The organism is Nocardia aobensis NBRC 100429 (genome assembly GCF_000308375.1).
Taxonomy (GTDB): Bacteria; Actinomycetota; Actinomycetes; order Mycobacteriales; family Mycobacteriaceae; genus Nocardia; species Nocardia aobensis.
Window position 1 is genome coordinate 17,437 of record NZ_BAFQ01000179.1, and the last position, 23,150, is coordinate 40,586.

20 protein-coding genes, 1 pseudogene and 1 riboswitch are annotated in these 23,150 nt (G+C 67.4%); of the genes and pseudogenes, 13 read left to right on the plus strand and 8 right to left on the minus strand.

The features are described from left to right. Positions 1 to 109 precede the first annotated feature (109 nt). The gene (locus RJ03_RS23400) at positions 110 to 820 is read right to left on the minus strand and encodes an MgtC/SapB family protein (RefSeq protein WP_036505751.1); all 711 of its coding nucleotides are present in this window, start codon (positions 818 to 820) and stop codon (positions 110 to 112) included. 283 nt (positions 821 to 1,103) lie between these two features. Continuing rightward, positions 1,104 to 1,275: riboswitch (M-box (ykoK) riboswitch) on the plus strand. A gap of 370 nt (positions 1,276 to 1,645) precedes the next feature. Here RJ03_RS23400 and RJ03_RS23405 point away from each other — a divergent pair. The 4 genes and pseudogenes from RJ03_RS23405 to RJ03_RS23420 all read left to right on the plus strand — a co-directional run bounded on the left by RJ03_RS23405 (position 1,646) and on the right by RJ03_RS23420 (position 7,210). Further along, a pseudogene (locus RJ03_RS23405) lies at positions 1,646 to 3,351 on the plus strand (NRAMP family divalent metal transporter). A 112-nt stretch (positions 3,352 to 3,463) separates the two neighbouring features. Next, on the plus strand, positions 3,464 to 3,787 hold the full coding sequence (locus tag RJ03_RS23410) for a hypothetical protein (protein ID WP_232329290.1): 324 nt from the start codon (positions 3,464 to 3,466) through the stop codon (positions 3,785 to 3,787). Positions 3,788 to 3,856: 69 nt separating this feature from the next. After that, on the plus strand, positions 3,857 to 5,386 hold the full coding sequence (locus RJ03_RS23415; RefSeq protein WP_036505752.1) for a catalase: 1,530 nt from the start codon (positions 3,857 to 3,859) through the stop codon (positions 5,384 to 5,386). A 24-nt stretch (positions 5,387 to 5,410) separates the two neighbouring features. Then, positions 5,411 to 7,210 carry a glycoside hydrolase family 15 protein gene (locus RJ03_RS23420; RefSeq protein ID WP_051025154.1) on the plus strand — a complete coding sequence of 600 codons (1,800 nt, stop codon included), beginning with the start codon at positions 5,411 to 5,413 and terminating at the stop codon, positions 7,208 to 7,210. On the opposite strand, the gene RJ03_RS23425 is transcribed toward RJ03_RS23420, so the two are convergent. After that, positions 7,207 to 8,907, minus strand: coding sequence for an FAD-dependent oxidoreductase (locus tag RJ03_RS23425; protein ID WP_036505753.1), 1,701 nt, complete (start codon positions 8,905 to 8,907; stop codon positions 7,207 to 7,209). The two genes, RJ03_RS23420 and RJ03_RS23425, sit on opposite strands and share 4 nt — an antisense overlap. Before the next feature lie 85 nt (positions 8,908 to 8,992). Continuing rightward, positions 8,993 to 10,048: an AraC family transcriptional regulator gene (locus tag RJ03_RS23430; RefSeq protein ID WP_036505754.1), complete on the minus strand. Its 1,056-nt coding sequence runs from the start codon at positions 10,046 to 10,048 to the stop codon at positions 8,993 to 8,995. Positions 10,049 to 10,104: 56 nt separating this feature from the next. Here RJ03_RS23430 and RJ03_RS23435 point away from each other — a divergent pair, with 56 nt between their 5' ends. Both RJ03_RS23435 and mbp1 read left to right on the plus strand, forming a co-directional pair. After that, a complete protein-coding gene (locus RJ03_RS23435) occupies positions 10,105 to 10,632 on the plus strand; it encodes a DUF6328 family protein (RefSeq protein ID WP_036505755.1) in 528 nt (175 codons plus the stop codon). A 105-nt stretch (positions 10,633 to 10,737) separates the two neighbouring features. Further along, entirely contained in the window at positions 10,738 to 10,992 is a 255-nt protein-coding gene (gene mbp1 / locus RJ03_RS23440) for a microaggregate-binding protein 1 (RefSeq protein ID WP_036505774.1), read from the plus strand. A gap of 123 nt (positions 10,993 to 11,115) precedes the next feature. Here the strand turns inward: mbp1 and RJ03_RS23445 are convergent, their stop codons facing one another. From RJ03_RS23445 to RJ03_RS23465, 5 genes are all read right to left on the minus strand, one after another. After that, positions 11,116 to 11,439, minus strand: a complete 324-nt coding sequence (locus RJ03_RS23445) for a hypothetical protein (protein ID WP_030515621.1) — start codon at positions 11,437 to 11,439, stop codon at positions 11,116 to 11,118. 39 nt (positions 11,440 to 11,478) lie between these two features. After that, positions 11,479 to 12,291 carry an RNA polymerase sigma factor SigF gene (locus tag RJ03_RS23450; RefSeq protein ID WP_036505756.1) on the minus strand — a complete coding sequence of 271 codons (813 nt, stop codon included), beginning with the start codon at positions 12,289 to 12,291 and terminating at the stop codon, positions 11,479 to 11,481. 166 nt (positions 12,292 to 12,457) lie between these two features. Then, on the minus strand, positions 12,458 to 13,291 hold the full coding sequence (locus RJ03_RS23455) for an SDR family oxidoreductase (protein ID WP_036505775.1): 834 nt from the start codon (positions 13,289 to 13,291) through the stop codon (positions 12,458 to 12,460). Further along, positions 13,288 to 14,637: a lanosterol 14-alpha demethylase gene (gene cyp51, locus RJ03_RS23460; protein WP_036505757.1), complete on the minus strand. Its 1,350-nt coding sequence runs from the start codon at positions 14,635 to 14,637 to the stop codon at positions 13,288 to 13,290. The genes RJ03_RS23455 and cyp51 overlap by 4 nt, the downstream gene beginning before the upstream one ends. Positions 14,638 to 14,777: 140 nt before the next feature. After that, positions 14,778 to 15,440, minus strand: coding sequence for a TetR/AcrR family transcriptional regulator (locus tag RJ03_RS23465; protein WP_036505758.1), 663 nt, complete (start codon positions 15,438 to 15,440; stop codon positions 14,778 to 14,780). 119 nt (positions 15,441 to 15,559) lie between these two features. On the opposite strand from RJ03_RS23465, the gene RJ03_RS23470 reads away from it, so the two are divergent. From RJ03_RS23470 to RJ03_RS23500, 7 genes are all read left to right on the plus strand, one after another. After that, complete coding sequence (locus RJ03_RS23470; protein ID WP_051025156.1) at positions 15,560 to 16,435, plus strand: metal-dependent hydrolase; 876 nt, start codon at positions 15,560 to 15,562, stop codon at positions 16,433 to 16,435. Further along, positions 16,432 to 17,523 (plus strand): PDR/VanB family oxidoreductase, encoded by a 1,092-nt coding sequence (locus RJ03_RS23475; RefSeq protein ID WP_051025159.1) that lies wholly within the window; start codon positions 16,432 to 16,434, stop codon positions 17,521 to 17,523. The genes RJ03_RS23470 and RJ03_RS23475 overlap by 4 nt, the downstream gene beginning before the upstream one ends. Before the next feature lie 53 nt (positions 17,524 to 17,576). Next, positions 17,577 to 19,094, plus strand: coding sequence for a flavin-containing monooxygenase (locus RJ03_RS23480; protein ID WP_051025161.1), 1,518 nt, complete (start codon positions 17,577 to 17,579; stop codon positions 19,092 to 19,094). After that, positions 19,091 to 20,002, plus strand: coding sequence for a short-chain dehydrogenase/reductase (locus RJ03_RS23485; protein WP_036505759.1), 912 nt, complete (start codon positions 19,091 to 19,093; stop codon positions 20,000 to 20,002). Before RJ03_RS23480 ends, RJ03_RS23485 begins: the two co-directional genes overlap by 4 nt. 105 nt (positions 20,003 to 20,107) lie before the next feature. Continuing rightward, a complete protein-coding gene (locus tag RJ03_RS23490) occupies positions 20,108 to 20,458 on the plus strand; it encodes a hypothetical protein (protein WP_036505779.1) in 351 nt (116 codons plus the stop codon). Positions 20,459 to 20,675: 217 nt separating this feature from the next. Further along, a complete protein-coding gene (locus RJ03_RS23495) occupies positions 20,676 to 21,878 on the plus strand; it encodes a hypothetical protein (RefSeq protein WP_036505760.1) in 1,203 nt (400 codons plus the stop codon). A gap of 184 nt (positions 21,879 to 22,062) precedes the next feature. Continuing rightward, positions 22,063 to 23,106, plus strand: coding sequence for an MCE family protein (locus tag RJ03_RS23500; RefSeq protein WP_036505780.1), 1,044 nt, complete (start codon positions 22,063 to 22,065; stop codon positions 23,104 to 23,106). The last annotated feature ends 44 nt before the right edge of the window (positions 23,107 to 23,150 follow it).

Genomic DNA, 23,150 nt, shown 5'->3' on the forward strand with positions numbered 1-23,150 from the left:
CTTCATCGGTCGGTCGATCACCCTCACGGTAGGTGCCACACCGGCCTCCGGGCGAGGGTCGCGACCGCTCTACCAGGGAACTCTCAGCGGGCTCTGACCGATGTGCGCCCTACACCCCAGGCGCGACCGGTTCGACCGTGCGCCATCCGACGCTGGTCACCGACGGTTCCAGACTCAACCGGCTGACGGCCGACTCCATCTGCCGGTCGTCGCGCTGATCGCCGACCAGATCCGCGCGCACCTCCACCCGGCCCGCATCCTCCGCATTGGCGCTCGCGACCGACACGAGCTGAAAGTCGGTGCGGGTCAACGCCTGTACCAGCAATGCCCGCACATGCGCTTCGTGCGCGTCGTCGGTGACGGCGGTGAACGCGTAGTGCGCGGGTTGCTCGTGACCCGATTCCGGCTGACGGTCGACCCTGCGCCCGGCCGCCCGCAACGCGATGTTGACGATGACGACCGCGACCGTCCCGGCCGCCGCGGTGCCGTACATCCCGGCACCGGAGAGCGCGCCCACCGCCGCCGCGCACCAGAGCGTCGCGGCGGTGTTGAGACCCCGCACGTTCAATCCGTCGCGGATGATCACACCCGCGCCGAGAAAGCCGATACCGGAAACGATTTGGGCCGCGACCCGCGTCGGGTCGGCAGCGCCACCGTGAAACCCGTGCGCGGACAACAGCACGAACAACGCCGCGCCCGCGGAGACCAGAGCGTTGGTCCGCAATCCGGCCATCCGGGCCCGGTACTGCCGTTCGAAACCGATCACCGCACCGAGACCGACACCGGTGGTCAGGCGCAGCAGCATCTCCCACGTCGACATGAGAAAACAACCCTTCGATGGAGGGCGAGAACTCGCGCGCGCAGGCTACCGCGACATCCGCACGCCCGCGTCGACACGAGAATGGTCGCCGAGTGAACTCTTGGCAAAACGACGTATATGACTGTCGTCGGGCACAGTGACCACCTCCTTCCGGGACACGAACCGCGTAGACAGCGCCGGGCACCGGCGCCGGGAAGGAAGTAAACACCGGCATCGCGATCCTGGCAACCTGCCGCCGGCCACCGATTTGACAATCGCGAACTCCGGGTTCACCCTTTTGTCGTTAGCACCTCGCTAGGCGAGGCTCCTGTACGAACACAGGCCACTGATCCGACGACGTCGAGAGACGCCCAGGGTTAGGACAGGTCTTCCCGGATTAAGGGATGACCCGAAGTGGCTTCTCCCGCAAGGGGATACGTCGTACAGTGCCGAAGCTCTGACGAGAGGGGTGCGCGATCCGCCGTCCGGCGGGTCTCCCTCTCGCGTGGTGCCGATCACCCGAACACGACGTGCGCGTGCGTCCCGGCAGCGAGGAGGTGAGGGGCGATGCCATCCGGAGATAGTCCGTATCCGAGTTCACGAACCGTATCGTTCCCGGCTCGCTGCCTGTCCGCCTGAACTCATCCCCCGATCCACCGCATCGGCGTCACCGGTGCGGGGTTCCGGGGTGCCGCGGTCTGCCCACAGCCGGGTTTCCCTGTGAGGAGATCCCATGCACCGCAACGTCTTCCGTCGGCTCGCCGGCCGTCGTCCGGGCGCGTTCCGCTAGCCCTGGAACTCGAAAATCCACAGAACTGCACCGAGTTTCAGGAAGCGAGCGCGGCAATGACCACCTTCTCCGACGACACCCGCACCCCGGCCGCACCGCCCGGCGCGGTCGCCGATCACGCTCACGTCGGCGATATCGTCGGCGCGCTGGGCGTGATCCGGCAGCACGACGGCCTCGCCGGCCGCAGCCGGACGCAGAGATTGCGCATGCTGGCGGCGGTGATCGGGCCCGGCCTGATCGTCATGGTCGGCGACAACGATGCCGGCGGCGTGGCCACCTACGCCCAGGCCGGGCAGAACTACGGGATGGCCCTGCTCTGGACGCTGGTGCTGCTGATTCCGGTGCTATACGTCAACCAGGAAATGGTGGTCCGGCTCGGTGCCGTGGCCGGGGTCGGCCATGCCCGGCTGATCTTCGCGCGCTTCGGGAAGTTCTGGGGCGCGTTCAGCGTCGGAGACCTGTTCGTGGTCAACGCCCTGACCATCGTCACCGAATTCATCGGTGTGGCAATGGCTCTGAGCTACTTCGGCCTGCCTAAGGCGGTATCGGTGCCGCTCGCGGCGGTCGCGCTGTTCGCGGTGGTCGCGGGTGGGTCGTTCCGGCGGTGGGAAAGCCTGATGATGACCCTCATCGCCGTGAACATCGTGCTGTTCCCGATGGCGTTGCTGGTCCATCCCAGCTTCTCGGGGACCGCGCACGGCCTGATCCCGTCGCTGCCGGGAGGGCTCTCGTCGACCCTGCTGCTGATCATCGTGGCGATCGTCGGCACCACCGTCGCGCCGTGGCAGTTGTTCTTCCAGCAGTCCAACATCGTCGACAAGCGCATCACCCCGCGCTGGATCCGCTACGAGCGCATCGACCTGTGGCTGGGAATCGTGGTGGTGATGGCCGGTGCGGCCGCGATCATGGCCGCGGCCGCCTACGGATTGTCGGGAACCGGTCCGGCCGGGGGCTTCACCGATGCGGGAGCGGTCGCGGCCGGATTGCGCGCGCACGCGGGCCCGGTGGTCGGCGCGCTGTTCGCGATCGTCCTGCTCGACGCCTCGCTGATCGGCGCCAACGCGGTCGGGCTGGCGACGTCCTACACCCTCGGCGATACGCTCGGCCGGCGGCATTCACTGCACTGGAAGGTGTTTGAAGCGCCCGGTTTCTATGCCGGCTACGCGGCCCTGCTGGCTGTCGCGGCCGCGATCTCGTTCAGCCCCGACCATGTGCTGGGCCTGATCACGCAGGGTGTGCAGGCACTGGCCGGGGTGCTGCTGCCCTCGGCGACGGTATTCCTGGTGCTGCTGTGCAACGACCGTGCCGTACTCGGTCCCTGGGTGAATACACTGCGGCAGAACATCTGCGCCGCGATCATCGTCTGGGCGCTGGTACTGCTGTCGGCGGCGCTCACCGCAGCCACGTTCTTTCCCGGCCTGAGTGCCCGAACCCTCGAGTTCGGGCTGGGTGGGGCGTCCTCGCCGGTCTGGTCGCGGGTGCGGTCGCACTGCTCGCGCACGGGCGAACCCGGCGCCGCTGTGCCGCTGTGACCGCGGCTCGGTTCGGTGACCTCGATTCCGGTCAGGTGAGGGATCTGGACCGCGATGCCGAACGCGCCGAACTCGCGGGGGATCGCGACAGCTTCCGCACCCCGGCGCTGCACACCCTCGAGCGTCCGTCGTTCACCCCGCTGCGCACCGCGGGCATGCTCGCCCTGCGCGGATATCTGCTGGTGGCGGTCGTGCTGGTCGTGGTCAAGATCGTCGAATCGATCGGCTGAGGGGCGCTGGGCCGGTGGGATTTGCCTGATTCGAACCGCCGAAGCCGGGTAGTACGCCTGCAAGCAGGGAGGAGTGTGCCCTGTGCGGCCGACACCGGGAAACGGAGGTGCCATGATGACGGACCCGCGGATGACGCGTGGAAGTACATCGCAGGAGCAGGCGCAGCGGCGGCGGGTGCTGCGAGCGCCGCGCAAGCATGCCGGTGAGGGAATCGAGGACACGTACAACATTCCGGGCATCGTGCTGTGTGCCTTGAGTTTCGTCGCGCTGGCGCTCGCGCTGACCGCGGCCGGATACGGCTTCGGCGGATGGGCGATCGTGGCCGGTGTGGTGTGCGCGGTATGCCTGATCAGCGGCGTGGCGTGGATCGCGCTCGAGAGCAAGCGGACGCAGGCTCGCGACCAGTGGGAGCCGCATCAGCGACAGGGGCACTGATCGCGGGAGAACCGCGGGTCCGCCGCGGAGCGTGACCACCGCACCGATCCGGTCCGGGAGAGGAGAGAGATGGTCGAGAAGACTCGCGCCGGCGGTTTCACCACCGACGACGCCGGAATTCCCGTGGCAAGCGACGAAGATTCGCTGACGATAGGCCCTGACGGCCCGATCCTGCTCAACGACGCGTATCTGATCGAGAAGATGGCGGCGTTCAACCGCGAACGCGTCCCCGAGCGTCAGCCGCACGCCAAGGGCGGCGGCGCGTTCGGGGTCTTCGAGACCACGCAGGATATGAGTGCCTATACCTGCGCGAAGGTCTTCCAGCCCGGGGCGAAAACGGAGATGCTGGCGCGGTTCTCCACCGTGGCCGGTGAACGGGGCAGCCCGGACACCTGGCGTGATCCGCGTGGATTCGCGTTGAAGTTCTACACCGAGGACGGCAATTTCGACTTGGTCGGCAACAACACGCCGATCTTCTTCGTCCGCGATCCGATGAAGTTCCAGGACTTCATCCGATCGCAGAAACGCCGGGCGGACAACAACTTACGCGACCACGACATGCAGTGGGATTTCTGGACGCTGTCGCCGGAGTCGGCGCACCAGGTCACCTGGCTGATGGGCGATCGCGGTATCCCGCGCACATGGCGTCACATGAACGGCTACTCCAGCCACACCTACATGTGGGTCAACGCCGAGGGCGAGAAGCACTGGGTCAAATACCATTTCCTCACCGACCAGGGTGTCGAGTTCTTCACCCAGGACGAGGGCGATCAGATGGCCTCGATGGATACCGACTATCACACCCGGGATCTGTGGGAGGCGATCGAACGCGGCGACTATCCGAGCTGGACGCTGAAGATGCAGATCATGCCGTTCGAGGCGGCAAAGTCCTATCGGTTCAACCCGTTCGATCTGACCAAGGTGTGGCCGCACGGCGACTATCCGCTCTACGAGGTCGGCCGGATGACGTTGAACCGCAATCCGTCCGACTATCACACCGAGATCGAACAGGCCGCCTTCGAGCCGAGCAGCGCGGTGCCGGGCACGGGACCGAGCCCGGACAAGATGCTGCTGGGCCGGTGGTTCTCGTATCCGGACGCCCACCGCTACCGGATCGGCGCGAACTACAAGGAATTGCCGGTCAACGCGCCGAAGTCGCCGTCGCATTCCTACACCAAGGACGGCCACATGCGGCACCACAATCCGGGCGACCCGGTCTACGTGCCGAATTCCAAGGGCGGTCCGCACGCCGAACCCGGCCGGGCCGGTCCGACCGCCGGCTGGTACACCGACGGCGAAATGGTGCGCGAGGCCTACACACTGCGCCGCGACGACGACGATTGGGGCCAAGCGGGCACTCTCGTGCGCCAGGTACTCGACGACGCGGCGCGAGAACGGTTGGTGGACAATATCGTCGGCCATCTGCTCAACGGGGTGTCCGAGCCGGTCCTGGCGCGCGCCTTCGAATACTGGCGCAATGTCGACAAGGATCTCGGCGACCGGGTGGAATCCGGAGTCCGGGCGAAACAGGACGAGAAGGATCCGAAGGCGGCCGCGCAGGGCAACCCAGCCCGCTCCGCCGCTCAGCACAAGGCTTGAGGAGGATCCGGAAAGGCGAATGCGGTGATCGCGAATTCCGCTGCCGCCCCCCATGTCCTGCGGGAGTACTCGTTCATCGCGGACGGTCAGCGCGGCGCCCTGGTCGGTCCGCGCGGCGATATCTCGTGGATGTGCCTGCCGCGCTGGGACGGAGACGCGGTCTTCGCGAGCCTGCTGGGCGGTTCCGGCATGTATGCCGTCACGCCGTCGGGGCCGTTCGTCTGGGGTGGCTACTACGAGGACGGCACGCTGATCTGGCGGTCGCGGTGGCTGTCCGGAGGTGCGGTGATCGAATGCCGGGAAGCATTGGCCTTTCCGGGCGATCGGCATCGGGCGGTGCTGATGCGGCGCGTCGTGGCGGTACAGGAGGATGCCGAGGTCGATGTGGAATTGCGGCCGGTCGCGCGGTTCGGCACCGCGCCGATACACCATCCGCGCCGCGCGGAGGGGGTGTGGACGGCTCGCGCGGGCGGGCTGCGGATGCGCTGGACCGGTGCGCCCGGCGCCGAGATCGACGAGGACGGTTCCGGCCGGGGATGGACGACTCACCTGTCGGTGCCCGCGGGCGGCTACCACGATCTGATCCTGGAACTGTCCGATCGCACCCTGCCCGATGATCTACCGGACCCCGAAACCTATTGGGAGGCAACCGAAAACGCCTGGCGGCGCGATCGGCCGGATTTCGGTGCCACGGCCGCGCCGCGCGACAGCGCCCACGCGTTCGCGGTCCTGCGCGGGATGACCGCCGATACCGGCGGCATGGTGGCGGCCCCCACCACCAGCCTGCCCGAACGCGCCGACCGGGGTGAGAACTACGACTATCGCTATGTCTGGATCCGCGACCAATGCCTGGCCGGGCAGGCGATCGCGATCGGCGGCCCCCACCCGTTGCTCGACGCCGCGGTCGGTTTCACGGCCGCCCGCCTGCTCGACGACGGTCCCACGCTGGCGCCCGCCTACACCATCGACGGGAAGAGTGTGCCGCGGGTGCGCGAGATCGAGCTTCCCGGATATCCGGGCGCGCGGCCCGTCATCGGGAACCGGGTCCGCGGGCAGTTCCAGCTCGACATCTTCGGCGAGGCGTTGCTGTTGTTCGCCGCGGCCGCTCACCACGACCGGCTCGGCAGCGATCACCGCCGCGCGGTCGATATCGCGGTGTCGGCGATCGCGGACAACCATCACCGCCCGGACGCGGGGATCTGGGAGATCGAGGACCGGCTGTGGACCCATTCCCGGCTGATCTGCGCGGCCGGGCTACGCGCGGTCGCGGCTTGTGCCGACACCGGCGCCGACACCGCCTACTGCAGTTCGCTGGCCGATACGCTGGTGGCCGAGGCCGCCCGCACCGGACTGCATCCGACCGGCCGCTGGCAGCGGGCTCCCGATCAGCCGGGTGTGGATGCCGCGCTGCTCCTGCCGCTGATCCGCGGTGCGATACCGGCCGACGACCCGCGCTACGCGGCCACCTTCTTCGCGATCCAGCGGGATCTGACCACCGACTACTGCGTCTACCGCTACCGTCACGACGATCGTCCGCTCGAGATGAGTGAAGGCGCGTTCCTGCTGTGCGGCTTCACCATGGCGATGGCGGCCGCCCAGCTCGACCGCCCGGTGACCGCGATGCGCTTCTTCGAGCGCAATCGCGCCTCGTGCGGGACACCGGGCCTGTTCGCCGAGGAATTCGACGTCCGGCAGCGGCAGTTGCGCGGCAATCTGCCCCAGGCGTTCGTGCACGCGATGCTGCTGGAGGCGTCGCTGCGGCTCGGACCGCTCGCGCCGGAGCTACCGTCGGAAGCGGTGGTGCCGACGGATCGGGGCAACTAGGTGATGTCGACGATCGGCAACCGCAGCGCACCGGGGGCGTCGGCGGGAACCATCGGCGCCGTGGGGGAGACCGGGGCCAGCCGCCGGTAGGGTGCGCCCAGGGCCGGACGCCGATCCGGCTCACCCTTGTTGGGCCACAGCGCCAGCGCCCGTTCGGCCTGTGCGGTGATGGTCAGCGACGGATTGACGCCCAGATTCGCCGAAATCGCCGAGCCGTCGACGATGTGCAGGCCCGGATGGCCGTACATGCGCTGATAGGGGTCCACGACGCCGGTCTCCGGGGAATCGCCGATCACGCAGCCGCCGATGAAATGTCCGGTCATCGGGATGCCGAACAGGCTGGTGAAACCGGCGGTCGCGATGCCGTCGATCTTGTCGGCCACGCGGTGGGCCACCTCGTGCCCGGCCGGAATCGAGGTCGGATTCGGTTGTCCCTCACCCTGTTTCGTCGTCATCCGGCGGCCGAACAGCCCGCGTTCGGTGTAGGTGGTGAGCGAGTTGTCCACCGACTGCATCACCAGCAGCCCGATCATCCGCTCCGACCAGTGGCGCGGATTGTGCACCTTCGCCAGATCGCGGCGGCGCCGCCAGTTCTCCCGCAACCACAGCCGGGTACGCGAGGTGCTGCCGTCCTCGTCGTACATCACGGTCGTCATCAGCGACAGCACATTGCTGCCCTTGCCGTAGCGCACCGGTTCGATGTGGGTGTCGCCGTCGGGATGGATCGAGGAGGTGATGGCCACGCCCTTGGTGAAGTCGGTATCGGCGCGCCGGCTCCGGATCGACAGCAACTCTTCGGAATTCGTGCGCGACAGATAGCCCAGGCGCGCGGAGATGTGCGGTAGCGAGCCGCGATCGCGCAGCCGGTGCAGCAGCCGCTGGGTGCCGAGCGCGGCGGCGGCGAAGATCACCTGGTCGGCGGTGAAGCTGCGGCGTGCCTTGCGAATCCAGCGCCCGGTGCGAACGGTGGCGACACGGTACCCACCCGACGGCAGCGGCACCACATCCACCACGGTGGTGTGCGGATGCACGGTGGCTCCGGCCTTCTCGGCGAGATACAGGTAGTTCTTCACCAGCGTGTTCTTGGCGTTGTGGCGGCATCCGGTCATACATTCGCCGCAGTGGGTGCAGGTGCGCCGGGACGGTCCGACACCGCCGAAGTAGGGGTCGGGCACCTCCTGTCCGGCGCGAGTGCCGTTGCCGCCGAACAGGACTCCCACGGGGGTGTGCCGGAACGACGCTCCCACGCCCAGTTCTTCGGCCACCTCGCGTAGCACCCGGTCCGAGGCCGTGGTCGCCGGATTCGTGGTGACGCCGAGCATGCGTTTGGCCTGGTCGTAGTGCGGCGCCAGTTCGGCGTCCCAGTCGGTGATGTGGGCCCACTGCGGGTCGGCGAAGAATTTCGCGGGCGGTTCGTACAGGGTGTTCGCGTAGACGAGGGAGCCGCCGCCGACACCGGCGCCGCTCATGATGAAGGTGTCCTTCAACAGGGTCAGGCGCTGGATGCCGAAACATCCCAGGCGTGGCGCCCACAGGAATTGCCGCGCGCGCCAGGAGTTCTTCGCGAACTCGTCGTCGGCGAAGCGGCGGCCGGCCTCGAGGACGCCGACCCGGTAGCCCTTCTCGGTCAGGCGCAGCGCGCTGACACTGCCCCCGAATCCCGACCCGATGACTACCACGTCGTAGTCGAACCCCATCGCCGCGCCCTTTCCTGGTGCCGATCGTCCTCCCGTACCGTATGGGCAGATCAGGGGGCGGACGCAGAGATCGACGGCCAGAAAATCAATAGTTCCGGTCACGCCGGTAGGCGGCCGGCGTGGTTCCGGTCCAGCGCTTGAAGGCGTGGATGAACGGCGTCGCCTCCGCGTAGCCGAGCCGGATGGCGATGTCGTCGATGGTCAGGGGCGTCCCCGAGAGCATCTCCTGGGCGAGCGCGCGGCGCACCTCGTCGAGCAGCGCCCGATAACTGGTCCCGGCCTCGGTGAGGCGGCGGCGCAGCGTCCGCACGCTCATGTTGAGCTCCCGGGCCACGGCCTCGATCGGCGGCGGGGTGGTGATACCGGTCGCGCCGCTGCCGGGCAGCAGTCGTTCCCGGACCTCGGCCGCGATACCGGTACGTGCGCTGCGGCGTTGCACCAGATCCCGGCACTGGGCGATACAGACCGCCCAGGTCTGCTGATTCGCCTGCGGCAGCGGCTGGGCCAGGATCTCCGGTGCGACGGTGAACATGGTGTGCGCGCGCCCGAAGCGCGGCCGCGCGCCGAGCACGGCCTCGAGCCGGTCGGCGTAGGGGGGTTCGTCGTAACCGAATTCCATCCGGGCGAAGGAGAAGTCGTGGCCGAGCAGATCGGCCATCACCCGATGCATGGCGACGATGTCGCGTTCCACCAGGAAGGTCTGCACATCGGGCGGGATGAGCTCGTGGTGAATCCAGGCGATCACATCGTCGCGCCGGTACTCGACGATCGGTGTGCAGAAGGCGAATCCGAGGCGGTAGTACCGCATCGCCAGCGAAATCGCTTCGCGCAGAGTGGGGCTGGTGACGCAGGCGAAGCCGAAGATGCCGAAGGTGCTCAGCCGGTACCGCCGCCCGACCTCGACGCCGAGCGCGGGGATCTCGCCGAGTTCGGCGACCAGATTGCGTACCACCGCCAGTTCGGCCTCGGCCGGGATCTGGGCCCCGGGATCGGTGAGTGCGGCCGGCCCGATACCGGATCCGGTGAGCAGCCGCGCCCGGTCCACCCCGTGTTCGGCGGCGAATTCGATCATCACCGCGACGCTGGCGATCCCGCGGGGGAAGTTCCAGGTGCGGACCTCGGGCGCCTCGACGGTGTGCATGACACCATTATGGCCGAAAGTATTGATCACTCGGAACGAACGGATAGGGTTGTCGGATGGAGCAGGCGCAGTCCGCCGGCGGCCGGGAAGACCGCGATCGGGAATGGGACCGCGAGGTCCGTGGTGGTGAGACGGAAACCGAACAGCTGGACCGCAATCTGACCAGCCTGATTCAGGAATTGCGGGTGGTGCAGACGGGTGTGCAGCTGCTGACCGGCTTCCTGCTGACGCTGCCGTTCCAGGCCAGGTTCACCGTGATGTCCACGCCGATGCGCGGTCTGTATCTGGCGGTGGTGGCCGCCTCGATCGCGGCGACGGTCTTCCTGATCGCGCCGGTCGCCGCCCACCGCATCCTGTTCCGTCAGCATCGCCTCGGCAGCGTGGTGCGCACCGCCCACACGTTCGCGCTGGTCGGGCTGGCGCTGCTCGGCATCGCGCTCACCGGAGTCGCGGTGCTGATCTTCGACACGGTGGCCGGTGCGGTCGCCGCCATCGTCATCGGTGTGTGCTTCGCGGTGCTGTTTGGCCTGACCTGGTTCGCCCACCCGTGGCGGGAGCGCAGACGCGGTGGCCGGACGCGGTGAGGACGCCCACAGCGGCCCGAAATAGCGGTCGGAGGGCGTTTCGTGCCGGGGTGGCCGGGTATCGCGCCCGATGTCAGTGATTTCGACGCGTTGGAGGTGAATCCCTTGTCGGAGCACGAGAAGGGCGGAGGCCGCGAAGGCCTCGAAGGCGTCGTGGAAGGCGCGAAGGGTAAGGCCAAGGAAGCCGCCGGCCAGGTATTCGGAAAGGACGACCTGCGCGAGGAGGGCAAGGCCCAGCAGAGCCGCGCCGAATCGCAGCGCGAGGCCGCCCAGAAGGAGGCCGAGGCCGAGAAGCACCGCGCGGAAGCCGGTGTGGAGGAGAAGCGGCAGCAGGCCTACCAAGGCAAGGGCGGCTCCTGACGGCGACGTGAGGAGAGTAACCCGAAGAAAGGGGTGCCCGGCCGTATCGGCCGGGCACCCCTTCTCCATTCGAACGTCGTGCGCGAGAATCGGATTCGCACCGGGGATTCGTGATCCTCGGTATTACCGGCCCAGCGCGCTGGCGAGTTGTTTCTTGGTCATCTTGGAGCGGCCCTTGATATTGCGTTGGCGCGCTTCGTTGTAGAGCTGATCACGGGTCGGGCCCTGTGACCCCTTGCCGGACCGCTGGCCGCCGCGGCGCTGCGGAGACATATCGTTGGTGGAACTGCGGCTCGCGGTACGAGTTTTGCCCGCCTGCGCGCGATTCTTGTTGACCGTGCGTGCGCCGATTTCCTCTGCACGGCCTTTGCTCGCACCCCGTTTCCGAGCCGAGGACTTCACATGTTCGTATTGGCGTTCTTCTTTGGCAGACCATTCCTTGGGCATGACTACACCTTTCGGTCGTGTGGATGGACGGTTCGATCCCTAGGTCGGCTGCGGCTCGCAGAGCGCCTGCTGCCGAAGACTTTTCAGCGTGCGCGACAGAATGCGGGAGACGTGCATCTGGGAGATCTGCAGTTTCTCGGCGATCTGATTCTGCGTCTTGGATTCGAAGAAGCGCATGATCAGAATTCTGCGTTCGCGGGTGGGCAGCGCATCGATGAGCGGCCGCACCGCCATCGCGTCCTCGGTCAGTTGGTAGCACTGTTCCTCGGCGCCGAGCTTGTCCATGATCGCGCCGTCGTCGGTGTCGACGACGGCGTCGATGGAGTTCGGCTGGTAGGCGTTGCCGGCGATCATGGCCTGCACCACCTGCGGACCGTCGACGTCGAGGGCGTCGGACAGTTCGCGGGCCGTGGGCATGCGTCCGAGTTCGTGAGCCAGATGTTCGGTCGTCGGACCGATGCGCAGCCACAATTCCTTGACTGCGCGCGGTACCCGGGTCGACCAGGTGTAGTCGCGGAAGTGACGGCGAACCTCGCCCATCACCGTCGGCACGGCGAAGGAGAGAAATGAATTCCCCCGTGCCGGATCGAATCGATCGACTGCCAGGACGAGACCGAGCCTCGCCACCTGGTGCAGATCGTCGAACGTCTCGCCGCGGCCGGAGAATTTCCGGGCGATATGCTCGGCCAGCGGCAGGCAGAGTTCGATGATTTCCGCTCGGACCGACTCCCGATGCGGATCGGCATGATCCAGAGCGGCCAGTTTCTCGAACCAGGGTTCGATGTTGTCATAACTGTTGGCACCGTGGCGTGCGGCGGTTTCGGCACGACGGGCGATCGGTTCATGTGTCATTCGAGATACCTCGCTTCCAACTGAATCCGACCCAGACTGGGTACCCGTTGGTGCGGCTCTCAAAAGACGTCGACCGGCGCACGCCGGAATATTCGCCTATTTCCAGGCGATGACCAGGTCGTACGCCGATTCGAACATATCCGGCGCGAGCCGGAATTTTGCGGTTTCAGCCTTTCGGCGTGTTGCCGACCCGCCGGTCGTAGTCCGCGCGGGCGGCTCGATCGACCTCGTCGGTGAATATTCGGTGCACTCCCATGCGGCGGGCGGTGAATTCACCGAATGCGCGCGGCGTGAGTTTGTCGAACGCCATCGCCACCCCGGCCAGCCGGGTGACCGAGACCCGTCGCCGCGGGCGCGCGATCAGCCGCACCACCGCCCGGGCGACATCCTCGGGTTCGGCCAGCAGGCCCATGGGCGCCTTGGTTCCGGCGATCAGTTCGGTGCGGGTGAAGGTCGGTAACACTGCCGAGAAGTGCACTCCACTGCCGCGGCATTCCAGCCGCATGGCCTCGGTGAAGCCGAGGACGGCCTGTTTACTCGCACAGTAGGTCGCCATGCCGGGCGTGGGATTCTCCCCGGCCAGCGACGCGATATTCACGATATGGCCGTGCCCGCGCGAAAGCATCTGTGGCAGTGCGGCTTTGGTGCCGTTCATGACACCGAGGACATTGACCTCGAGGATGCGGCGGGTGATGGTGTCGGATTCGTCGGTGAAGCGGCCGACCGGCATGATGCCGGCATTGTTGATCAGGACGTCGACGGGGCCGGCCTCGGTCTCGACCGTCGCGAGGAAGTCCGCGAACGATCCCGGGTCGGTCACGTCGAGCGCCAGGGCGGCCGCGGCGCCGAGCCGCGATCCGGCCTCGGCGACGGCGGCCGCATCGATATCACCGAGCGCCACCCGCGCACCGGCGTCGCGCAGGTGTTCGGCGATCGAATAGCCGATACCCCGTGCGCCGCCGGTGACGGCGACCACCGTTCCCGGCAGTCCGGTGCTCACCCGCGCCGCCGGTACCGGACGGTGCACGGCTGCTGCAACTGCACCACCATCTTGGAGTGGTCGTTGCGGTAGCTGTCGGAGGGCTGCGCCATCTCGAATTCCCAGTCCCGCAACAGGATCGAGAAGATCGCCTTCAACTGCATGAGGGCGAACGCCTGACCGACACAGCGATGCCGTCCGGCGCCGAACGGGATCCAGGTCCACCGGTTCACCAGATCCGCCTGGTTGGGATCGACGTAGCGGCCCGGATCGAAGCGGTCGGGCTCGGGGAAGTCCTCCGCGATCCGGTTGGAAACCGCCGGCGTGGTCGCGACCAGATCGCCCGGTGCGATGCTGTGCCCGCACACCTCGAATTCGCCGCGCGCGACGCGCATCAGGATGATCAGCGGCGGATGCAGCCGCAGCGTCTCCTTCAACGTCGCCTCGAGCTGCGGAATCTGGCGCAGCGCATGGAAACTCACGTCCTGGCCGTCGGCGTAGAGCTCGTCGAGTTCGCCGACGACCCCGGCCAGCACCTCGGGATTGCGCAGCAGTTCGATGGTCGTCCAGGCCGCGGTGCCGGAGGTGGTGTGGTGGCCGGCGAACATCATCGAGATGAAGATGCCGGTGATCTCGCTGGCGGAGAACCGCAACTCGCCCTGTTCGTCGCGGATGGAGACCAGCACGTCGAGCATGTCGCGATCCTCTTTGCCCTGCGGCGGATTCGCGATGCGGCCGTTCATGATCTCCTGGACCAGTTCGACCAGCTTCGCGCGCGCCTCGTCGCGGCGGCGGAAACTCTCGATCGGCGCATAGGGGTCGACGTAGCACAGCGCGTCGGTGCCGCGTTCGAGTTCGTGGTACAGGTGCGCGAACCGCTCGTCGAGTTCCTCCCGGAACTTCTTGCCGATCAGACAGGCCGAGGAGGTGTAGATGGTCAGCTCGGCGAAGAACTCGAGCAGGTCGATTTCGCCCTCGTCGCCCCAGCCCTTGAGGATGCGGTGCACCTCGTGCGCGATGGTTTCGGCGTGCCCGCGCATGAAGTCACCGCGCAGCGCCTGGTTGTGCAGCATCTCCTTGCGGCGCTCGGGGCTGGCGTCGAAGACCACGCCGTCACCGAAGATCGGCTTCATGAACGGGTAGGCGGCGCCCTGGTCGAGATCCTCGTCGGCCGCGCGGAAGAAGAATTCGTTCGCCTCGGCGCCGGAGAGCAGGATGACGTCCTTGTCGGCCAGCCGGAACGAGCCCACATCGCCGCACTCGGAGCGCACCCGCCGCATCAGGGCGATCGGATCGGTGCGGAACTCTTCGAGGTGGCCGTGCTCGTGCTCGCCCCCGGAGACCTGCCGCGGCTTGACCAACGTCATGAGAAATCCTTCCGCATTTCCGGATCCATCCGTGATGGACACGTGTCTGGACGGTACTACGGAAGGGTGGGCGAGGCAAGGTCCGGCACTGTTTCGGGCAGTGCCGGACCGGTGTGCGGGACGGCGTCGGGTGCGGGTGCTCAGCGCAGGACCGGCGCCGAGCGCACGGTGCTGAGCTGCCGGATGATCGCGGCGGCGTGGTTGTCGAACCGCTCCCGGTCGATGGTGATGTCGCCGATCAGATACGGGCGGTAGCAATAGGCGAGCGCGCCGAAGATGGCCATCGCGTTGAGCGTCGCGTCGGTCTCGTCGGGGGCCGGGGTGTCGGTGTCGTCGGCGGCGATCACCGAGGCGATCGGCCCGGTGATCACCGCGACCAGTTCGCTGCCGCGCCGGGTCAGTGCCGGGGTCGCGATCGATTCGACGAACAGGATGCGCCCGCGCCGGGGGTCCTCGGTGAGGAAGTCGGTGAACGCGCGCACCACGTGACCGAACAGCAGATCCCGGTCCTCGGGGGCGTCGGCCAGTGCGGCGAGCAGTCGATCCCGGCACTGTTCGACGGTGTTCTCGAGGACGGTGGTCATCAAATCGTCGAGATTGGCGAAACTCTCGTAGAAATAACGTTCGGTGAGCCCGGCCTGTCGGCATACTCCGCGCATCGAGGTCTCGGCCGCGCCGGCGCCGGCCATGAGCTCGTAACCGGCCTGCAGCAGCCGTTCGCGACGTGCGGCGATGCGATCGGCCGGTTCGCGCCCACGCCAGGGGCGGCTGCCCGTTTTCGGAATGTGCGGCGAATCGGCCATGGCCGTGATGCTACCGGGGGACGGTGACGAGGCGTTTTGTTGACATCGACCGCTGTTGACATCCAGTGATGTCAACATTACGGTCGGAGCATCGCTTCGACCACCTGCAAGGACGCGCCATGAACACCTCGGTCTACGACGACCAAGCCCACGCGATCAGGGCCCGTGATGTGCGATTCGATTTCGACTCCGTCCCGATGCACTACATTCCGGGCGAGGTCATGGCGACCCACATCATCAATGTGATGCACCTGGTTCTCCCGGAGGGGGAACGCGCGATGGCCGCGGCCCTGGCCGAGGCGCTGGCCTATATCGACGACGAGCGGCTGCGCGAAGAGGTGCAGGGCTTCATCGGCCAGGAGAATCAGCACGCCACCTCGCACGCGCAGGCACGTCGTCACCTGGAGTCGCTCGGGCTCGACGTGGCCCCGATGGTGGAGACGGTGGCCTGGCTGGTCGATCGGATACTCGGCGATCACGGCCTGACCGGCCGCGCCAAACACGAGTGGCTGTGCGAGCGGCTGGGCCTGTTCGCCGGGATGGAGCACTACACCGCCGTCATCGGCGAATGGCTGCTCACCAACGACGTGCTCGAGGCCAAGAACATGCATCCGGCGATGCTGGACCTGATTCGCTGGCACGGCGCGGAGGAGGTCGAACACCGCAGCGTGGTCTACGACGCGTATATGCACGTCGACGGCGGATATCTGCGCAAAGCCCGCACGGCCGTGCTGGCCAGCTCGTCGTTGCTGGTGCTGTTCGTGGTCGCCGGCGGCTATCTGTTCGGCAAGGATCCCGACCCCCGCAAGGGACGGTTCTGGCCGTTGCAGTTCCTCAGTGCCTCCGTCCGTGGCGTGGTGCCGAGCATGTCGACCTTCCTGACCGAGATTCCGAGATATCTGCGACCCGGATTCCATCCTTCCCAGCTCGGAAGCATGGACAACGCGCTGCGGTATCTCGCGCAGTCGCCGGCGGCGCGCGAGGGCCGGCGATGACGGCGGTGGCGTACCCGGTCGCCGCCGACCGGCCGGAGTATCGGCCGCCGCTGCCGCTGCGGGCGGTCGGCGCCGTGTTCGACCTGTATCGCCGCGGCGTCACCACGCAACCGCCGATCGAGGTGCTGTCGCGGCCGAACCCGGTGCGGCGCAGTGGTTTCGAACGCGAACTGATCGTCGCCCGGCGCGAGACGCAGGCGGGAGACGTGGTGGTGCTGACTCTGGTCGCGCCCTACGGCGGGCAGTTGCCGCGCTGGGTTCCGGGCGCGCACATCGACGTGCTCCTGCCCTCCGGGCGCCAGCGGCAGTATTCGCTCAACGGTGACCCGGCCGATCGCGGGAGCTATCGCATCGCCGTGCGCCATCTGCCCCAGGGCGGCGGCGGATCCGACGAGATCCATCGCGACGTGGCGGTGGGGGACCGGTTGCGCGTGCGCGGGCCGCGCAACGCCTTCGGTTATATCGACGCCCCGCACTACATCTTCGTTGCCGGCGGCATCGGTATCACCCCCTTGCTGCCGATGGTGGCCGACGCGGAACGGCGCGGAATCGATTGGCGGCTGGTCTATCTCGGCCGCAGCCGGGCGACGATGCCGTTCCTCGACGAGCTGTCGGCCCATCGCGGCGGACGGCTCGAGATCCGGCCCGACGACGAATTCGGGATCGCCGACCTCGATCTGATTCTGGCCGACGTACCGCGCGGGACCGCGATCTACGTCTGCGGTCCGCCGCCACTGATGGCCGCCGCGCTGGACACCGACGCCGCCCACGAGCCGACCGTCTCGGTCCACACCGAACGTTTCTCGCCGCTGCCGGTGCAGCAGGGCCGGCCGTTCCGGATCCGGCTGCGGCGCAGCGGTCACACCGTGGACGTGGCCGCCGACGAGTCGGCCCTGGCGGCCATCGGCCGGGTCCTGCCCGACGTCGCCTATTCGTGCCGGCAGGGATTCTGCGGCACGTGCGCGGTGACCGTGCACGCCGGCGCCGTCGACCATCGCGATCGCCGGCTGAGTCCCGCCGAACGCGAGACCACCATGCTCACCTGCGTCTCGCGCGCGGCGGGCGACATTCTCGAACTCGACCTGTGAGCACGAGACCGGTTGTTTCGGGCAACGACGCCCGCACCGAAAGGAATTCGACGATGGCAGTATCCGAGAGCGCCCCCGCCGAACACACGCCGATCGCGGTGATCGGCGCCGGAGTCGCCGGAATCGGCCTGGCGGTGGCGTTGCGCGCGGCCGGATTCGAGGACTTCCTGATTCTCGAACGGGCCGACGATCTCGGTGGCACCTGGCAGGCCAACACCTATCCCGGCTGCGCCTGCGATGTGCCCTCGCACCTGTACTCCTATTCCTTCGCGCCGAATCCCGACTGGTCGCGCACCTACGGACGACAGCCCGAAATCCTGGGTTATCTGCGCGATGTCGCCGAGCGCCACGATGTGGTGCGGCATATGCGTTTCGGCACCGATGTGGTGCGCGCGCAATGGGACGAATCGCGGCGGCGGTGGCTCGTGCGCACCGACCGGGGCGTGCTCAGCGCGGATGTGCTGATCTCGGCGGTCGGCCCGTTCAGCGAGGCGAAGATTCCGAATATGCCGGGGCGCGAGACCTTCCGCGGCACCCAGTTCCACTCGCTGCACTGGAACCACGAGCACGATCTGACCGGCGAGCGCGTCGCCGTGATCGGCACCGGCGCCTCGGCGGTGCAGTTCATCCCCGAGATCGCGCCGAAGGTGCGACGGCTCACGGTCTTCCAGCGCTCCGCCCCGTGGATCGTCTCCCGCCTGGATCGGTCCACCCTCGGCGTGGAGCGCGCACTGCTGCGCCGGGTGCCGCTGCTGGGCACCGCGCTGCGGGGCGCCTACTACGCCGGTATCGAGAGCTTCGGACTGGTCGGATTCGTCGACCGTCGCTTCCGCCATCCGTTCCAGGCGTTGTCGGGGATGCAACTGCGCCGCCAGGTCCGCGATCCGGCCCTGCGCCGGAAACTGACCCCGGACTACATGATCGGATGCAAGCGCGCGATCTTCTCCGACGCGTACTATCCGGCCCTCACCCGCGACAACGTCGACGTGGTGACGGAATCCATCGCCGAGATCCGCCCCGGATCGATCGTCACCACCGACGGCGCGGAACATCCGGTCGACACCATCGTCTGGGGCACCGGGTTCGGCGCGATACCGAAACTCTACGACCGGATCGAAGGTGTGGGCGGACTGACCGTGGCCGACCACTACCGTCGCCGGCCCAGTAGTTATCTGGGTGCGGCGATCGCGGGCTTCCCGAATATGTTCCTGACCCTCGGTCCGTTCGGCGCCGCCGGGAACCAGTCCGCGATCTTCATGATCGAATCGCAGATCGCCTACATCGTCGACGCTCTGAAAACCCTGCGCGACAATGATGTCGACCGCGTCGAGGTCCGGGCCTCGGCGCAGGACCGGTTCCTCGACGAGATGCGGCAGCGCAGTCGCGATACCGTGTGGCTGGGCGGCGGCTGCGACAGCTACTACACCACCGACAAGGGCGAGAACGCCGGGCTGTATCCGAACTGGAGTTTCGAATACCGCCGCCGCGTAGCGAGTTTCGACGCGGACTCCTACCTGCTGTCGCGCCACGTACCGGATCCGACCACCGCAGAGATGAGCAGTATCCGATGATCACAGGACCGTTCGATATGGTGCGCACGCTGCTGGCCCCGGTGCTCGGCGGGGGTGAGCGACTCGACGTGCGCGACAAGGTCGTGGTGATCACCGGCGGCGCCGCCGGCATCGGCTACGAGCTGGCCCGGCTGCTCTACGACCGCGGCGCCTACGTCGCGCTGTTCGATATCGACGCCGAGGCCGTGCGCGCGAGCGCGGCCGCGCTCGGCATCCGGGCGGTCGCGATCACCGTCGACGTGGCCGACCGGGAGGGGGTGCGGCTGGCTGTCGGACAGGTGCGGGAGAACTTCGGGCGCATCGATGTGGTGGTGGCCAACGCCGGGGTGGTCCCGCGCCCGGCCACCGTGCGGCTGCTCGATCCCGAGGAGTTCGACCGGGTGCTGGCGATCAACCTCACCGGCGCCTTCAACACCGTCCAACCTGCCCTCGACGACGTCATCGCGGCGCACGGTCACGTCGTCGTGGTCTCCTCGTGTGCCGCGTTCGCGCCCGGAATGGGCGGTTCGCCGTACATGGTGAGCAAGGCCGGGGTGGAACAGCTCGGGCGCGCGCTGCGGGTGGAACTCGGCGGAACGGGCGCCTCGGCCGGAATCGCCTATTTCGGCGTGGTGGAGACGGCGATGACCCACGACACCCTGGACGCGGACGAGCTGGGCGCCGAATTCGGCGCGCTGCTGCCCTGGCCGCTGAATCAGCGCATCACCGCGCGGCGGGCCGCCGAGGTGATCGCCGGTGCCATCGAACGCCGGTCCGCGCGCACCGTGGCGCCCGCGGGGTGGGAGCCGTACGCCCTGCTGCGGGGCGCGGTCAACGTGGCCCTGGATCACAAGCTGAGCGTCGACGAGCGGGTGCGCTCGCTGACGCAACGGCTCGAACAGCGCATCCTCGCAGATCGCGGCCGGTAACCGGGTTCGTAAATCTGAGAGATTTCAAAGGATCGGCACAGATTCCGATCAGGACCGATCGGCACCATGGAACCCGAGGACCCACTCGGCGAGATGAGGTGTGCGATGGTCGATATCGAGATCACGGGTACGACGGTGACCGTCCATGTCCGTGGCACCCATCGTTTGCTCTCGCTGTGCGAGCGGGTGCGCTTCGATCTGTCCCATATCGTGGCCGTCGCGCCCGCCGAGGTCGATCTGCGGCCGCCGTGGATGCGCGCGCCCGGCACCTTCTTCCCGGGCGTGATCGCGGCCGGTGTCTTCCGCGGCAAAGGCCGCAAGGAGTTCTGGGATACCCGTTTCGACGGCCGTGGGGTGCGGATCGAACTGACCGGCACCGAATTCAGCCGGATCGTCGTCGACGTGGAGGAGCCGGACGAGGTGCGCCGGATGCTGGCGCGCGCCGCTGCCGCCTGAGCCCCCGCACGCGCACCCCGAACGGGGTGAAACCCGCTGCCTCACAGCCCATTGCGACACGCCCAATCGGCGTGCCGCGCGCGACACGCCGAATAAGTCTGGCATTGGGGCTAATCCGCAGTTTCGCAGATGGCGGTTCATCGACTATGAATGGCATGTGCCGTTCCCACTTCGTGAACACTTGCCGGCCACCGTATCTCACCGGGCGGTGGTCTAGTTGACCGTCGAACACCCCGGAGAAGATGAGGTCAGGCAGCTCGCGCGACGGGTCGAGAAGGCCCGCGGGCGGCTTGCGTACCAGTTCGATCCGGCGCTGACCGAGGCCCTCTCCGAGAACGAGCTGCAGGCCGAACGTGAACTCGCGGAGAAGATCCGCGAGCAGGAACGCGAACAGCGCTGGAAAAATGTACAGGCGGCGGCATCGACGTCCGACCGCGCCAGGCAGACCTCCGAAGCGATCGCGAAGGCCGATATGCGAGATCTGTTGATGGCCCGCAAGGCAATTGCGGCGCAGAGACGAGAATCCAGCCCGCACGCCAAGGTGGCGTCGCTGTATCGGCATCGCGCCTGGTCGATGCGTGCTCTCGCGGGTGTGGTCATCGCCGGCATGCTGTGGTCGGCCGTCAACGTGCAGCACAACATCGCCCCCGGTGGCCCTACCGATCCGCTGTACTGGTTCAGCTACCTGCTCGAAGGCATGATCAGCGTCTGCCTGGTCATCATCATGATCGGCACCAACAAGGTCGCCGAATGGGGCATCCTGGAGAGCCGCCGTCAGGTCGCGCTCGCCGAACTGGCCCTGCTGGCGCTGACCGTCGGCCTCAACACCTACCCGTACCTGCGCAGTGGCGACTGGTACAACGTCGGCGTGCACGCGGTGGCGCCGGTGATGATCGGTGTGGCGCTGCTGGTGCACGACGCGGCAAGTCAGCGCTACGGCCAGGCCATCACCCAGGCCACCGATCAGATCCGCGATCTGCCCGACCCGGCCGAACAGATCCGCCGCAGCATGCCGACCTTCGTCAGCTTCATCCGGCAGTCCGCGCCCGACACCCGCCCGGCCCCGATGGCCGCGCTGCCCGGCGCCGGCGACACCACCACCGAGGCGCCGGCCACCGAATCCGCGCGCACGGTGGAGACGGTCGATCCGATCGTCGAGCCGGACATCTGGACCCCGAAGAAGTCCTCGACTCGCCGGTCCGATACCGATGCGGCGGATTCGGTCGCCGACGGCAAGGCGAGCAAGCCACCGAAATCCGATGCCGCCGACGACGACTCGGATCCGCTGAGCGCCTACGACACCGGCCAGTTCCGCATCGCGGACAGCCTCGAGCAGGAACTCGAACAGATCCGTGCCGAGCGGAAGGCGGCCCGCGCCGCGAAGCAGCGCGCGGCCTCCAACGGCTCGATCATCGACTGATCCATACCCCGGTACGTCCCCTCGTACCGTCTGCACAACAGCCCGGCGCGACCAGCGCCGGGCTGTTGTCGTTCCCGACCGGCGTGGCATAGATCACAACCGGCCGCCTCCGGCTACAGTGCCTGCGGTCAGCGCAATCATTGCCGGCGTTTTCGGGTTTCGTGGGGAAGTTCGAGGAGGCGTGGTGAGCATCCGCAAGCAGGCGCTCGGATTCGGCGCATTCGCCATCGTCTCGGTTCTGGTCACGGTGGTGATCTGGAATACGCTGGCGCGCACGGTGAACGGCCCTACCGACCGTTATTCGGCGATCTTCAGCGATGTGCTCGGGCTGCGGCCCAACGACGACGTGCGCATCGCCGGGGTGCGGGTCGGCAAGGTCACCGCGATCGGCTTCGACGTCAACCCCCAGACCAACAAGCATCTGGCGAAGGTGACCTTCGAGGTGCAGCGCGATCAGCACCTCTACAGCGACACCAAGGCGCTGGTCCGCTATCAGAACCTGATCGGTCAGCGGTATCTCGCGCTGGCGCCCGGTACCGCGCCGGATTCGCGCCTTCTCGCGGCCGGTGGGCGGATCCCGCTGGAACGCACCGAACCCTCCTTCGATATCTCGGCCTTCCTCAACGGTTTTCAGCCGCTGTTCGAGAATCTGCTCCCGGAGCAGGTGAACGACCTGTCGACGACGTTGATCCAGGCGCTGCAGGGCGACGGGGTGTCGTTGTCCACCTTCATCACCCAGGCCGCCGCACTGGCCACCGACTTCGAGCGGCGCGACGCGATTCTGAAAGACATCATCACGAACCTGTCCGGAGTGATGTCGGGCCTGGCCCGGCGCAGCGACGAACTGGAAACCCTGATCACCCAGACCCGCGCGCTGGTCAGCGGCCTCTACGAACAGGGGCAGTCGCTGCTGGCCTCGACGGAGCAGATCGCCGGTGCCACCGATAGTTTGGTGGCGATGGTCTCGCAGGTGCAGCCGAAGCTGGTCCCCGCGCAGAACTCCACCCGGGACGCGCTGACGCTGCTGATAAACAACGGCGCGAAATTGGATCAGGCCGCGATCGATCTGCCCGGAATCCTGTCCGATGTCGGCAAGTTCTCCGGGGACGGGACCTACGCCACCGCGTATCTGTGCTCTCTCGACATCTCGCTGTACGGCATCCTGTTTCCGCGTGGATTGTTCTCGCAGATCGGCGGACACAACCAGTCGGCGGTCTGCCGCCCCTGACCCAGGACGGCAACGGGCCCGGCTCCGAAGCAGGAGCCGGGCCC

Coding starts and splice junctions, on each gene's coding strand:
- RJ03_RS23400 (WP_036505751.1), bottom strand. CDS start 820: ATGTCGACGTGGGAGATGCTGCTGCGCCTGACCACCGGTGTCGGTCTC.
- RJ03_RS23410 (WP_232329290.1), top strand. CDS start 3,464: ATGATGACGGACCCGCGGATGACGCGTGGAAGTACATCGCAGGAGCAG.
- RJ03_RS23415 (WP_036505752.1), top strand. CDS start 3,857: ATGGTCGAGAAGACTCGCGCCGGCGGTTTCACCACCGACGACGCCGGA.
- RJ03_RS23425 (WP_036505753.1), bottom strand. CDS start 8,907: ATGGGGTTCGACTACGACGTGGTAGTCATCGGGTCGGGATTCGGGGGC.
- RJ03_RS23430 (WP_036505754.1), bottom strand. CDS start 10,048: ATGCACACCGTCGAGGCGCCCGAGGTCCGCACCTGGAACTTCCCCCGC.
- RJ03_RS23435 (WP_036505755.1), top strand. CDS start 10,105: ATGGAGCAGGCGCAGTCCGCCGGCGGCCGGGAAGACCGCGATCGGGAA.
- RJ03_RS23445 (WP_030515621.1), bottom strand. CDS start 11,439: ATGCCCAAGGAATGGTCTGCCAAAGAAGAACGCCAATACGAACATGTG.
- RJ03_RS23450 (WP_036505756.1), bottom strand. CDS start 12,291: ATGACACATGAACCGATCGCCCGTCGTGCCGAAACCGCCGCACGCCAC.
- cyp51 (WP_036505757.1), bottom strand. CDS start 14,637: ATGACGTTGGTCAAGCCGCGGCAGGTCTCCGGGGGCGAGCACGAGCAC.
- RJ03_RS23465 (WP_036505758.1), bottom strand. CDS start 15,440: ATGGCCGATTCGCCGCACATTCCGAAAACGGGCAGCCGCCCCTGGCGT.
- RJ03_RS23470 (WP_051025156.1), top strand. CDS start 15,560: ATGAACACCTCGGTCTACGACGACCAAGCCCACGCGATCAGGGCCCGT.
- RJ03_RS23475 (WP_051025159.1), top strand. CDS start 16,432: ATGACGGCGGTGGCGTACCCGGTCGCCGCCGACCGGCCGGAGTATCGG.
- RJ03_RS23480 (WP_051025161.1), top strand. CDS start 17,577: ATGGCAGTATCCGAGAGCGCCCCCGCCGAACACACGCCGATCGCGGTG.
- RJ03_RS23485 (WP_036505759.1), top strand. CDS start 19,091: ATGATCACAGGACCGTTCGATATGGTGCGCACGCTGCTGGCCCCGGTG.
- RJ03_RS23490 (WP_036505779.1), top strand. CDS start 20,108: ATGGTCGATATCGAGATCACGGGTACGACGGTGACCGTCCATGTCCGT.